10 protein-coding genes are annotated in these 12,938 nt (G+C 69.0%); all 10 read left to right on the forward strand.

Annotated features, from left to right (window positions below):
- Positions 1–2 precede the first annotated feature (2 nt).
- The 10 genes from murD (at position 3) to lpxC (ending at position 12,814) form a co-directional block, all read left to right on the forward strand.
- Positions 3–1,433, forward strand: coding sequence for a UDP-N-acetylmuramoyl-L-alanine--D-glutamate ligase (gene murD, locus RHOSA_RS22910; protein WP_051432201.1), 1,431 nt, complete (start codon positions 3–5; stop codon positions 1,431–1,433).
- On the forward strand, positions 1,430–2,554 hold the full coding sequence (gene ftsW, locus RHOSA_RS0115320; protein ID WP_027289361.1) for a putative lipid II flippase FtsW: 1,125 nt from the start codon (positions 1,430–1,432) through the stop codon (positions 2,552–2,554). Before murD ends, ftsW begins: the two co-directional genes overlap by 4 nt.
- A complete protein-coding gene (murG, locus tag RHOSA_RS22915; RefSeq protein WP_051432202.1) occupies positions 2,551–3,705 on the forward strand; it encodes an undecaprenyldiphospho-muramoylpentapeptide beta-N-acetylglucosaminyltransferase in 1,155 nt (384 codons plus the stop codon). The genes ftsW and murG overlap by 4 nt, the downstream gene beginning before the upstream one ends.
- Positions 3,702–5,126 carry a UDP-N-acetylmuramate--L-alanine ligase gene (murC, locus tag RHOSA_RS0115330; RefSeq protein ID WP_027289362.1) on the forward strand — a complete coding sequence of 475 codons (1,425 nt, stop codon included), beginning with the start codon at positions 3,702–3,704 and terminating at the stop codon, positions 5,124–5,126. The genes murG and murC overlap by 4 nt, the downstream gene beginning before the upstream one ends.
- Positions 5,123–6,082: a UDP-N-acetylmuramate dehydrogenase gene (gene murB / locus RHOSA_RS0115335; RefSeq protein ID WP_051432203.1), complete on the forward strand. Its 960-nt coding sequence runs from the start codon at positions 5,123–5,125 to the stop codon at positions 6,080–6,082. Before murC ends, murB begins: the two co-directional genes overlap by 4 nt.
- Entirely contained in the window at positions 6,079–6,999 is a 921-nt protein-coding gene (locus tag RHOSA_RS0115340) for a D-alanine--D-alanine ligase (protein ID WP_027289364.1), read from the forward strand. Before murB ends, RHOSA_RS0115340 begins: the two co-directional genes overlap by 4 nt.
- On the forward strand, positions 6,987–7,874 hold the full coding sequence (locus RHOSA_RS22920; protein WP_051432204.1) for a cell division protein FtsQ/DivIB: 888 nt from the start codon (positions 6,987–6,989) through the stop codon (positions 7,872–7,874). Before RHOSA_RS0115340 ends, RHOSA_RS22920 begins: the two co-directional genes overlap by 13 nt.
- Before the next feature lie 67 nt (positions 7,875–7,941).
- Positions 7,942–9,213, forward strand: coding sequence for a cell division protein FtsA (gene ftsA, locus RHOSA_RS0115350; RefSeq protein WP_027289365.1), 1,272 nt, complete (start codon positions 7,942–7,944; stop codon positions 9,211–9,213).
- 259 nt (positions 9,214–9,472) lie between these two features.
- A complete protein-coding gene (gene ftsZ / locus RHOSA_RS0115355; protein WP_027289366.1) occupies positions 9,473–11,239 on the forward strand; it encodes a cell division protein FtsZ in 1,767 nt (588 codons plus the stop codon).
- A gap of 564 nt (positions 11,240–11,803) precedes the next feature.
- A complete protein-coding gene (gene lpxC / locus RHOSA_RS22925; RefSeq protein ID WP_081728761.1) occupies positions 11,804–12,814 on the forward strand; it encodes a UDP-3-O-acyl-N-acetylglucosamine deacetylase in 1,011 nt (336 codons plus the stop codon).
- Positions 12,815–12,938: the final 124 nt, after the last annotated feature.

Genomic DNA, 12,938 nt, shown 5'->3' on the forward strand with positions numbered 1-12,938 from the left:
GTATGATTCCCCTTCCCTACATGGCCGGCTTCCCCGTCGCGGTGCTCGGGCTCGGGCGCTCCGGCCTGCAGGCCGCCAAGGCTTTGCAGCGCTCGGATGCCGAGGTCTGGGCCTGGGACGACAATGCGAGCACGCGTGCCCGCGCCGAAGCGGAAGGCGTCAACCTCAAGAACCTGTACGAGATCGACTGGCGCGAGCCGGTCACGCTGGTCCTGTCCCCCGGCATCCCGGACCGCCTGCCGCAACCACACCCGCTCGCGGCCAAGGCGCACGCGGCCGGCTGCGAGATCGTCTCCGACATCGAGCTGTTGGGTCGGGCGGTGCCGGACGCGAGCTACATCGGCATCACCGGCACCAACGGCAAGTCGACCACCACGGCGTTGATCGGCCACGTGCTGAACACCAGCGGCAAGGATGCGCAGGTCGGCGGCAACCTGGGCCCCTCGGTGCTCGACTTCGCGCCGGTGGAGCCGGGGGGCTACTACGTGCTGGAGATGTCCAGCTACCAGCTGGAACGCACCGCCTCGATCACCTTCGACGTTGCGGTGTGGCTCAACATCTCCGCCGACCATCTGGACCGGCACGGCGATATGGCGGGCTACATCGCCGCGAAGAAGAACATCTTCCGCCGGCAGACAAGCCCGCGCGCGGCCGTCGTCGGTGTCGACGACGACGCCAGCCGCGAGGTCTACGCGGGGCTGCAGGCGGCTGGCGACCAGGTTTTGATTCCGATCTCCGGCACGCAAGCGGTGGCCGGCGGCGTCGGGGTCGCGGAGGGCGCGCTGGTCGATGACATCGACGGCCAGCAGGCGCACGTCCTGGACCTAGCGCAGATGGCCAGCCTGCCCGGCCAGCACAACTGGCAGAACGCGGCCGCCGCCTACGCCGCCTGCCGGCAGATCGGCGTGCAGAGCCACGTGATCGCCGCGTGCCTGCAATCGTTCCCCGGCCTGCCTCACCGGCAGGAACCGGCGGCGACGATCGATGGCGTCGCCTTCGTCAACGACAGCAAGGCCACCAATGCCGACGCCGCCAGCCGCGCGCTGGCCTGCTACCGCGCGATCTACTGGATCGCCGGCGGCCGAGCGAAAGAAGGCGGGCTTGCCGGCACGGAAAGCTACTGGCCGCGCGTACGCCGCGCCTACCTGATCGGGGAAGCGGAAAACGACTTCGCTCAGACCCTGCAGGGCAAGGTGACCGCGCAGGTCTGCGGCACGCTGGACACCGCCGTGGCGCGCGCCTTCGCCGACGCCAAGGCGGACGGCGAGACCGGCGCGGTCGTGCTGTTGTCGCCGGCGTGCGCCAGCTTCGATCAGTTCCAGAGCTTCGAGGCGCGCGGCGACCACTTCAAGGATCTGGTCGGCCAGTTGAACGGCACGCGCGAAGAGATCGATCGGCGCCATCTGAGCGCGGATGCGGGAGGGTCGGCATGATCACCGTATCCCGCACCGACACAAGCACGCTGGGCGCCTGGTGGTGGACCGTCGACCGCTGGTCGCTGGTCGCCCTGGGGCTGATCATGGGCTTCGGCGCGGTTTTGATCCTGGCCGCCTCCCCGGCTGCCGGGGAGCGGATCGGTCTGGGCGGCTTCTATTTCGCCACCCGCCAGATGGTCTATCTGACCATGGCCGCAGGCGTGACCGTCGGGGTCTCGCTGTTGAGCCCGCTGTGGATCCGGCGGCTGGGCGTGGTTGGCTTCTTGGGCAGCCTGTTCCTGCTGATCTTAACCCTGCTGATCGGTCCGGAGATCAACGGCGCCCACCGCTGGATTCAGCTCCCCGGCATCTCGATCCAGCCAAGCGAGTTCGTGAAGCCCTGCTTCGCCGTCACGATTGCCTGGATGTTCGCCGCCCAGCGCGAGCGCACCGGCATTCCGGGCGACGCCATAGCGGTGGCGCTGCTGGTCGTCGTCGCCAGCCTGTTGCTGCTGCAGCCGGACCTGGGACAGACGTTCGTGGTAGCGGCGATCTGGGGCGTGCAGTTCTTCGTCGCCGGTCTGCCGATGATCTGGGTGATCGTACTCGCTGTCGGCGCGGTGATGCTGGTGGTCGGCGCGTATTTCACGATGCCGCACGTCTCCGAGCGGATCGATGGCTTCCTCAGCCCACAAAACGGCAACCCCTATCAGGTTGAACGCTCGCTCGAGGCCTTCGAGCGCGGCGGTCTGCTGGGCCAGGGCCCGGGCGAAGGGACCGTCAAGCAGACGCTGCCGGACGCGCACTCCGACTTCATCTTCGCCGTCGCGGGCGAGGAGTTGGGCGCGATCGCCTGCCTGATCATCATTGCCCTGTTCGCCTTCATCGTGCTGCGCGGTTTCTCCCGCGTGTTGCAGGAGGACAGCCTGTTTGTCCTGCTGGCGGCGACCGGCCTGCTCACGCAGTTCGGGCTGCAAGCGATGATCAACATGGCCTCCAGCCTGCACCTGATCCCGACCAAGGGCATGACGCTGCCGTTCATCAGCTACGGCGGCTCCTCGCTGCTCGCGCTCGCCCTTGGCATGGGCATGGTGCTGGCGCTCACGCGCCGGCGGGTAAACCGGGGAGACGCGGTATGACCAAGCGCACGCCGACCCGAGTCCTGCTGGCCGCCGGCGGCACCGGCGGGCACATGTTCCCCGCCGCGGCGCTGGCGCGCGAGTTGCTGTCGCGGGGCCTCCAACCGGTGCTGGTCACCGACCAGCGCGCCGGCGGCTTCGGTCCGGAGCTAGCCGAGCAGGTGGAGACCCATCATATCAAGGCGGCTGGCTTTGCGGGGGGCGACCTGTTCGCCAAGCTGCGCAGCATCGCCCAACTCGCCATCGGCTACCTGCAGGCGCGCCGGATCGTGGCACGGACCAATCCGGCCGTGACCGTGGCCTTCGGTGGCTACGCCGCCCTGCCGACCGGGCTGGCGGCCGGACACAAGGGCGTGCGACTGGTGCTGCACGAGCAGAATGCCGTGCTCGGCCGCGCCAACCGCATGCTGGCCTCCCGGGCCGACGCGATCGCCACCTCCTTCCCCGAGGTGCAGGGGATCGGCGAAGAGGTGCAGAGCCGCGTCGTCCTGACCGGCAATCCGGTGCGTGAGACGATCCAGGCGATCGGCCGCAAGCCTGCCGTGGTGGCCGACGACAACGGCCCGCTGCGCCTGCTCGTCACCGGCGGCAGCCAGGGCGCGCGGGTGTTCAACGAGCTGGTGCCCGACGCCGTCGCCCGCCTGCCGGAGAGCACCCGCAAACGCCTGCGGATCACCCAGCAGGTCCGCGGCAGCGACACCAGCGACGTGCGCGCGGCTTATGAGGCCGCAGGGGTGACGGCGGAGCTCAAAACCTTCTTCGACGACCTGCCCGAGCGGCTGGCGAAGGCGCATCTGCTGATCTGCCGATCCGGCGCGTCGACCACGACCGAACTGGCGGCCGCCGGCCGTCCGGCGATCCTGGTGCCCTACCCGTTCGCCGCCGACGACCACCAGACCGCCAACGCCCAGGCGCTGGCGCAGGCCGGCGGTGGCTGGCTGATGCCGCAGAACACCCTGACCCCGGAAGCGCTGGCCGAGCGGTTGCAGTCGCTGTTCGAGACGCCGGCGCTGCTGACCCGCGCGGCTGCCGGCGCGCTCTCGTTCGCACAGACGGATTCCGCCAAGCGCCTGGCCGACCTCGCGCTCGACGGCCGCAGCGACGACGCGACCGGGCCGACGACCACCGGCAAGAAGGAGGCCGCCGCATGAGGGCCATGCCACTCGATATCGGCCTCATCCACTTCGTCGGAATCGGCGGGATCGGCATGTCCGGAATCGCCGAGATCCTGCATAACCTGGGCTACCAGGTGCAGGGCTCCGATATCGCCGAGAGCGCCAACGTCAAGCGCCTGCGCGAGCTTGGGATCGAGGTGCACATCGGCCACGCCGCAGAGAACGTGGCGCACGCCAAGGTCGTGGTGATCTCCTCCGCCGTGAAAGCCGACAACCCAGAGGTTCGCGCCGCGCGCGAGCGGTTCGTGCCGGTCGTCCGACGGGCGGAGATGCTGGGCGAGTTGATGCGGCTCAAGTGGTCGATCGCGGTCGGCGGCACCCACGGCAAGACGACCACGACCTCGATGATGGCCTCCTTCCTGGAAGCTGCGGACCAGGACCCGACCGTCATCAACGGCGGCATCATCAACGCCTATGGCACCAACGCGCGCCTGGGCGGCGGCGAGTGGATGGTGGTCGAGGCGGACGAGAGCGACGGCACCTTCACCAAGCTGCCCTCGACAATCGCCATCGTCACCAACATCGACCCCGAACACCTGGACTTCTACGGAGACGTCGAGACGCTGCACGCCGCCTTCGAGACGTTCGTCGAGAACATCCCCTTCTACGGCTTCGCCGTGCTGTGCATCGACCACCCGGCGGTGCAGACCCTGATCGGACGGATCCGCGACCGGCGGATCGTCACCTATGGCGTCAGCCCCCAGGCCGACGTGCGCCTGAGCGACCTGTCGCAAGCGCCGGACGGCGCGACCTTCACGGTCGAGGTCGACGGCCGCGGCGAACGTCCTTCCGTGCGGATGGAAGACCTGCACCTGCCGATGGTGGGTCAGCACAACGTGCTCAACGCCCTGGCCGCGATCGCGGTGTCGCAGGAAATGGGCATGACGGAAGCCCAGGTCCGCCAGGCCCTGTCTTCCTTCGCCGGGGTCAAGCGCCGCTTCACCAAGACCGGCGAGGTCGACGGGGTCACGATCATCGACGACTACGGCCACCACCCGGTCGAAATCGCGGCGGTGCTGAAGGCCGCGCGCTGGGCCAGCCGGGGCAAGGTGATCGCGGTCGTGCAACCGCACCGCTATTCCCGCCTCGCCAAGCTGTTCGAGGATTTCTGCACCTGCTTCAACGACGCCGATCAGGTGGTCGTCGCCGATGTCTACCCTGCCGGCGAGGACCCGATCGACGGCGTGAACCGGGACGCTCTGGCCGAAGGCTTGCGCGCCCACGGCCACCGGCAGGTGCTGACGCTCGAGGGGCCGGAACAGCTGGCCCGTATGGTGCGCGAGAACGCGGAATCCGGCGATCTCGTTGTCTGCCTCGGGGCCGGCAGCATCACCAACTGGGCCCAGGCACTGCCGCAACAGCTGGAAGACCTGAAGTCGGATGGAGGCACGGCATGATGGCGGCCGAGCGCATCCAGCCCACGTCCGTGTTCCAGCCCGGCCTGATCGACCGCCTGCCAGCCGTGCGCGGCCGCCTTCGCGCTAACGCGCCCCTCAAGGACGTTACCTGGTTCCGCGTGGGTGGCCCGGCGGAGGTGCTGTTCCGTCCGGCCGACCGCGACGACCTGATCGATTTCCTGAAGGCCCGACCGGCCGACGTGCCGGTCACCGTGCTGGGCGTGGCCTCCAACCTGCTGGTGCGCGATGGCGGCGTTCCGGGCGTGGTAATCCGCCTGTTGCGCGGCTTCGTCGACATGCAGGCCGATGGCAACGATGTGCTGGCGGGGGCTGGTGCGCTCGACCTCAACGTCGCGAAGACGGCGCAGCAGGCCGGCGTCGCCGGTCTGGAGTTCCTGTGCGGCGTGCCGGGCGCAATCGGCGGCGCCTTGCGAATGAACGCCGGCGCCTACGGCACCGAGATCAAGGACGTCCTGGTCGAGGCGGAGGCGGTGCATGCCGAAACCGGCGAGATCCGGACCTTCGGCGTCGACGAGCTGGGCTATAGCTACCGCCAGTCCAGCCTGCCCGCCGAGTGGATCTTCTTGTCCGCCCGCCTACGCGGCCACGCCGGCGATCCCGAGGCGATCGGCCAGCGCATGTTGGAGATCCAGGGCCAACGCGGCGACAGCCAGCCGATCAAGACGGCAACCAGCGGCTCCACCTTCAAGAACCCCGAAGGCCACAAAGCCTGGCAATTGATCGACCAGGCCGGCTGTCGCGGCCTAACCATGGGCGGCGCCCAGGTCTCGGAAAAGCACACCAATTTCCTGATCAACACCGGCGCGGCGACCGCCGCCGACCTGGAAGCGCTGGGCGAGGAAGTCCGCCGGCGGGTCTTTGAGACCAGCGGCATCCAGCTCGACTGGGAAATCCGCCGGATCGGCATCGCCGCAGGCGAAGGAGGTGCGGCATGACGCGGGTCGCGGTGCTCTACGGCGGCGTTTCGGCCGAGCGCGAGGTGTCGCTCAATTCCGGCAAGGGGGTCGCCGCGGCACTCTACGAGCGCGGTTTCGAGGTGCGCCTGATCGACGTCAGCCGCGACGTCGGCCAGCTGGTCAGCGACCTGACGCCGCCGCCGGAAGTCGTGTTCAACGCGCTGCACGGCCAGTTCGGCGAGGACGGCCGGGTGCAGGGCGTGCTCGACCTGATGGGCATCAAATACACCCATTCGGGCGTCCTCGCGTCGGCCCTGGCGATGGACAAGGCGATGGCGCGCAAGACCTTTGCCGCCGCCGGTCTGCCTGTATGCGAAGGCATGACGGTGAGCCGCGAGGCGATGCTCGCCAACGTCGACCCGATGCCCCGCCCCTACGTCGTCAAGCCGGTCGCCGAAGGCTCCAGCGTCGGCGTGCACATCGTCCAAGAAGGTGACAACAAGGCGCCGTTCGACGCCGAAGGGTGGACGTTCGGCGACCACGTCCTGGTCGAGCGCTTCATCCCGGGCCGCGAGCTGACCGTCACGGTGATGGGCGAGCGCGCGCTGGCGGTGACCGAGATCCGCATCAAGCAGGGCTTCTACGACTACCGCAACAAGTACACCGCCGGGCAGAGCGAGCACGTCCTGCCGGCGCCGGTTCCGGACGACGTCTACCAGCGCTGCCTGGACCTGTCGGTGCAAGCGCACGCGGCACTCGGCTGCCGCGGGGTCAGCCGGGCGGACTTCCGCTATGACGACACGCCCGGCGGCACCGGCGAACTGATCCTGCTGGAGGTCAACACCCAGCCGGGCATGACCGAGCTGTCGCTGGTTCCCGAGCAGGCGCAGTACGTCGGTATCTCGTTCGGCGAACTGGTCGAATGGTGCGTGGAGGAGGCGGCATGCGACGGCTGACCCTGCCCCTTCCCGGCCTGTCCAACCGGTCCGGCAAGGCCGCCGACGCCCGCGCCGAACGTAAGCGGCGCGCCCGGCGCAAGGCATTGCTGCGGTTCGGCGCCCGCGCGGGCATTCCCGCGGCGGTGATCGCGGCGATCGTGGGCAGCGGCGTCTGGGCCTGGCAGACCGGCTGGCTCGCCCGCCAAGGGCAGCAGTTCGCCCACGCCGCCGTGGGCGCTGCGGCCAACGCCGGCCTAACCCTGGATCAAGTGATCGTCACCGGGCGTGAGCGCACCCAACCGGACTCAATCCTGGCCGCGCTCGGCATCCGGCAAGGCGGCCCGATCCTGGGCTTCGACCCGGCCCAGGCGAAGCGTCGGCTGGAAAACCTGCCCTGGGTGAAGGCGGCGACGGTCGAACGCCGGCTGCCCGGCACCGTGCGCATCGCGCTCACCGAACGCACGCCGCTCGCGCTGTGGCAGTTGGACGGCCGGCTGTCGGTGATCGACCACGAAGGCCACCGGATCGACCGCACCGCCCCGGAAGCCCACACGAACCTGCCGCTCGTGGTCGGTCCCGGGGCCCCGGAGCATGCGGAAAAGCTGCTCGCCCTGCTGGCCAGCGAGCCGGAGATGAACGCCCGCGTGCAGGCCGCCGTGCGGGTCCGCGATCGGCGCTGGAACATCGTCCTGCGCAACGGCGTGGAGGTGCAGCTGCCGGCGCAGACACCGGCACGCGCCTGGTCCCGCCTGGCCGCGGTCGAGCGCAAGCACGGCGTGCTGCAGCGCGACGTACGCATGATCGACCTGCGCCTGCCCGACCGGATGGTCGTGCGCATGTCGCCCGGCTCCAAGCCGATGAGCGAACCGCCCGGGATGGGTGAAAGCACCTGACCCGCCAACCGCCACCACCGACCCAACGCAACCACCACACTTCTCGCGACACGGATCGCCAGCCACGATGAGACGGGTTCTCGCCAGCGCCAAAACCGGCACGATCGCCGCCCTCGACATCGGATCGAGCAAGATCTGCTGCTTCATCGCCCGCGTGGACGAACACAACCGTCCACGCATCGTCGGCATCGGCCAGCAGGCCAGCCGCGGCGTTAAGGCAGGGGCCGTGGTCGACATGGAAGCCGCGGAAATGGCGATCCGCAGCGCGGTCGACGCCGCCGAGCGGATGGCCGGGGAGACGCTGGAACAGGTCGTGGTCAACCTGTCGGGCGGCAATCCGGCCTCGAACACCGTCGGCATCGAGGTGTCGATCAACGGCCACGCCATCCACGACGCGGACCTGCAGCGCGCACTGGAGCCGCACCGCCTGACCCACGCGCTGAACGGCCACGCCGGCCACGGGCGCGAAATCGTGCATTCGATCGCCACCGGCTACGCCGTCGACGGCACCCGCGGCATTCAGGACCCGCGCGGCATGTACGGCGAGCAGCTAGGGGTCAACATGCACGTCGTCACCGCCGCCAGCGGGCCGATGAAGAACCTGATGCACTGCATCGAGCGCTGCCACCTGGACGTCGCCGCAGTGGTGGTCAGCCCCTATGCCGCCGGCCTCGCCGCGCTGGTCGAGGACGAGACCGACCTGGGCGTCACGCTGATCGACATGGGCGGCGGCACCACCACGATCGCCGTCTTCGGCGAGGGCGAGGTGCTGCACACCGACGTCGTTCCGGTCGGCGGCCAGCACGTCACCAACGACATCGCGCGCGGCCTGTCGACCAGCCGCGTGCACGCCGAACGCATGAAAACCCTATACGGCCACGCCGTCGCCGCCGCAGCGGACGAGCGCGAGACCATCGAGGTCCCCCAGGTCGGCGAGGAGGACAGCGGCGCCACCCAACAGGTGCCGCGCTCGCTCCTGACCGGGATCATCCAGCCCCGGCTGGAAGAGACCTTCGAACTGGTGCGCTCGCGCCTGGAGGCGAGCGGGGCCGAACGAATCGCCGGCAGGCGCGTGGTCCTGACCGGCGGTGCCAGCCAGCTTCCCGGGATCCGCGATCTCGCGTCCCTGGTGCTGGACAAGCAGGTCCGTGTCGGCCGGCCGATCCGCGTCAGCGGTCTGGCCGAGGCGACGGGCGGGCCGGCGTATGCCACCTGCGCCGGTCTGCTGACCTACGCAATCGAGGCGGAAACGGCCGCACCGCGACCTTCGCGGCCGGAAGCAAGGGAGCCGGGCAACGTCCTCGGACGGCTCGGTCATTGGTTACGTGAGCACTTCTGACCCGAACGACCGCAACAACACCACCCGGGCGGACGCCGGGTCGGGGCACGACCACCCGCGCCGGCCACACCAGCCGCCCGAAACCACCCCAGAGGCGCACCAACAACACGTCCCCCCGGAATACGCGACAGGGCCGCAAGCGATGCAGCCGTCGCACGACACGCAGCAACCGCAGCAGCACGAAATGGATCGACCGGACCAGGACGGCCCGGCCCCCACGGAAACGGCGCCAACTACGCAAGGCCCAACGGAGGCGAAGATGACCTTGAACCTGCACGCTCCGACGACCGAGGAGCAGCTTCAGCCGCGGATCACCGTCGTCGGCACCGGTGGTGCCGGCGGCAACGCCGTCAACAACATGATCACCTCCAACCTCGAAGGGGTGGAGTTCCTGGTCTGCAACACCGACGCCCAGGCGCTCGCCGGCTCGCAGTGCCCGCAGCGCCTGCAGCTCGGCCGCAACATCACTCAAGGCCTGGGCGCAGGCTCCCGCCCCGACGTCGGCCGCGCGGCCGCCGAGGAAGCGATCGACGACCTGATGGCTCACCTCGACGGCTCCAACATGGTGTTCATCACCGCCGGCATGGGCGGCGGCACCGGTACCGGCGCGGCGCCGGTGATCGCGCGCGCGGCGCGTGAGAAAGGCATCCTGACGGTCGGCGTGGTGACCAAGCCCTTCCACTTCGAGGGCGTGCACCGCATGCGCCTGGCCGAGCAGGGCATCCAGGAACTGCAGGAGTACGTCGATACCCTGATCATCATCCCGAACCAGAACCTGTTCCGGGTGGCCAACGAGAAGACGACCTTCGCGGACGCCTTCAAGATGGCCGACGACGTCCTCTACTCCGGTGTCCGCGGGGTCACCGACCTGATGGTGATGCCCGGCCTGATCAACTTGGACTTCGCCGACATCCGCTCGGTGATGACCGAGATGGGCAAGGCGATGATGGGTACCGGCGAGGCCGACGACGAGAACCGGGCGATCTCCGCCGCCGAAGCCGCGATTTCCAACCCGCTGCTCGACGACGTGTCGATGAAGGGCGCACGCGGCGTGCTGATCAACATCACCGGCGGCTCCGACATGACCCTGTTCGAGGTCGACGAGGCGGCCAACCGGATCCGCGACGAAGTCGATCCGGACGCGAACATCATCTTCGGTTCCACCTTCGACCAGTCGATGGACGGCACCATGCGCGTCAGCGTGGTCGCCACCGGCATCGACGCCGAAGAGGCCGAACGGCCGAAGCCGGTCACCTTGTCGGTGGTATCCGGCAGCGACAAGCAGCAGGCCGCACAGCCGCGCCAGGAAACCCGCCAGGCGCCCCAGCACGCCGCCCAGGCGGTGGCCGAGGACCCCCGTCCACAGCCGGCCAGCACCATGGCCAGCGGCCAGCAGGCCACTGAGATGCCGGCGATGGCCGCCACCGGCACCGACGGCGGCTACGCCGAGGCCCGCGAGGCCCCGCAGCAAACCGCAACGGCGGCCGCGCAACCGGCGTATGCCCCGGCGGAAGAGCCAGCGGAGCCCGAAGCCGCCCGCGAGGACGCCTTCATCGCCCCGGCGCCCGCGCAGGCCCCGCGGCAACCCAAGGCCCGGCAGGCCGATTATCCTGCTGATCAGCGGGCCCAGCCGGCGGACGAGCGCGCCAGCGACGCCGGCATCAAGCGCAAGGGCCGCAGCCTGTTCGCCCGCGTCACCGGTGCCGCGCGCTCGGCGGGCCAGGGTCCGGAGCGCGAGCAGCCGGCCGCCCCGCGCCGTGCGGAAGAGCCGACGCTGGCAACCGGCCGGCCGGCCGAGCCGCAGGGTCGCCCGAGCGAGCCAGCCCGCCAGCCGGAACCAGCAGCCGCCGGCGAGACGCGTGCGCAGGCCCGTCCGCAGCAAGCCGACCCCCAGCGGGCCCAGCAGCCGCACCGCGAGACCAGTCAGCCGCGCCTGTCCGGTCTCGATCCGGCGGACCGTCACGAACCCGCGCAGGAAGACGACCAATTGGACATTCCAGCCTTCCTGCGCCGGCAGGCTAACTAGACGCCCCTAGAGACCCGGGCCGTGGCGCGCCGTCACGGCCCGGGCCCCAGCCCCGATCCAAGCACACGATGGTGGGGCTCTCTCGCATGGCTCGAAGGCACCTGTTGCAAAGCTGGCGCCATTGTTCACGTGTGTCTTATAAGATATTGATTTTAAAACCTTTTTTCTGAAACACGCTGTAACAAAGAGTGATTTGAGGCGACTTACGCCGACGCCTACATTCATACGCAAGATTTATCCTAAATCGGGACGTACAATCCCGAAAGCGAGGCGGCCTCGCGTAACGACGACCGATACGGCTCAGGTCAAACGACCCGAGTGGCCCGCGAGGCGGCCCAGAGCGCACACGAGCAACCGCACGAGACGCAACGCCGACCAACGCCGAAGACCAAAAAGCCGCCGCCGGGCCAACGGGGCCCAGTCAGAACGACCTGACACGCAAGCGGCGGATACAAAGAATGACGACGACGGGGGAGCGCGGCACCGCGAAAGCAGATCGAAGATCGCTTCGGCGGACCGTTGAACGGCAATCGGACGAGACCTGTTACTGTTGGGGGATCCCTTATGGGGACACTTCGCGGACTACATTCACTGGACACCGAGAGCGCGCGCCGCGCCTCCACCGCGCGCGTCAGCGACCCGGTGATCGGCGGTGACAGCGGCTACCAGCACACGATCAAAAACGAGATTCACTGCTCGGGCGTCGGCCTGCACTCCGGTGCCAAGATCGCCATGACCCTGAAACCGGGTGCCCCGGACAGTGGGATCGTTTTCCGGCGCAAGGACTTGGCCGGCGCGCCCAGTGTGCGCGCGCTGCATAAGTACGGCCAGGAAACGCCGCTGTGCACGACGGTCGCAAACAACGAGGCCAAGGTTGCGACGATCGAGCATCTGATGAGTGCGCTTGCCGCCTGTGGCATCGACAACGCCGAAATCGACCTGGATGGCGCCGAGGTGCCGATCATGGACGGCAGCGCGGCCCCGTTCGTGTTCCTGGTCGAATGTGCCGGCATCCTGGTTCAGGAGGCCCCGCGCAAGGCGATCCGAATTCTCAAGACCGTCGAGATCGACGACGGCGACCGGCACGCCAGCCTGGCGCCGGCGCGCAGCTTCTGGATCGACTTCGAGATCGACTTCAACAGCGACGTGGTATCCCGCCAGACCTGGTCGGGCGGCATCAACCGCCAGCAGTTCAAATCCGACCTCGCCCGCGCGCGCACCTTCGGCTTCCTGCAGGAAGTCGACCAATTGCGCCAACACGGCCTGGCCCGCGGCGGCTCGCTCGACAACGCTGTGGTGATCGACGGCAACGGCGTGATGAACGAGGGCGGCCTGCGCTTCGAGGATGAATTCGTGCGCCACAAGGTGCTCGACTCGATCGGCGATCTCTATCTGGCCGGCGCGCCGATTCTGGGCCGGTTCACCGGAAAAAAGACCGGGCACGCCATGAACCTGCGCCTGCTGCGCGCGCTGTTCGCCGACGACAGTGCCTGGTGCTGGGTCGACATGGCGCGCGCGGACTTGGCGCCGGGCGCCAGCGTCCCGCCAGCCCGCGCCGTGGCGGCACGCGCATAGCGGAATCTGCCGGTTCGGGCGTGGTCTGCCCCGCGCGCACACCTGCGGCGGCGACCGCCCAAGATCGGGGGGAGTGGGGAAGCCCCGTGCGCCGCTTGAGGCGCGCGGGGCTTCTTCTTATAGT

It is taken from the genome of Rhodovibrio salinarum DSM 9154, from assembly GCF_000515255.1.
Lineage (GTDB): Bacteria > Pseudomonadota > Alphaproteobacteria > Kiloniellales > Rhodovibrionaceae > Rhodovibrio > Rhodovibrio salinarum.

Bases quoted from the DNA above. Each gene is read 5' to 3' on its own strand.
- murB (WP_051432203.1), top strand. From the start codon at position 5,123: ATGATGGCGGCCGAGCGCATCCAGCCCACGTCCGTGTTCCAGCCCGGC.
- RHOSA_RS0115340 (WP_027289364.1), top strand. From the start codon at position 6,079: ATGACGCGGGTCGCGGTGCTCTACGGCGGCGTTTCGGCCGAGCGCGAG.
- ftsW (WP_027289361.1), top strand. From the start codon at position 1,430: ATGATCACCGTATCCCGCACCGACACAAGCACGCTGGGCGCCTGGTGG.
- ftsA (WP_027289365.1), top strand. From the start codon at position 7,942: ATGAGACGGGTTCTCGCCAGCGCCAAAACCGGCACGATCGCCGCCCTC.
- RHOSA_RS22920 (WP_051432204.1), top strand. From the start codon at position 6,987: ATGCGACGGCTGACCCTGCCCCTTCCCGGCCTGTCCAACCGGTCCGGC.
- ftsZ (WP_027289366.1), top strand. From the start codon at position 9,473: ATGACCTTGAACCTGCACGCTCCGACGACCGAGGAGCAGCTTCAGCCG.
- murC (WP_027289362.1), top strand. From the start codon at position 3,702: ATGAGGGCCATGCCACTCGATATCGGCCTCATCCACTTCGTCGGAATC.
- lpxC (WP_081728761.1), top strand. From the start codon at position 11,804: ATGGGGACACTTCGCGGACTACATTCACTGGACACCGAGAGCGCGCGC.
- murD (WP_051432201.1), top strand. From the start codon at position 3: ATGATTCCCCTTCCCTACATGGCCGGCTTCCCCGTCGCGGTGCTCGGG.
- murG (WP_051432202.1), top strand. From the start codon at position 2,551: ATGACCAAGCGCACGCCGACCCGAGTCCTGCTGGCCGCCGGCGGCACC.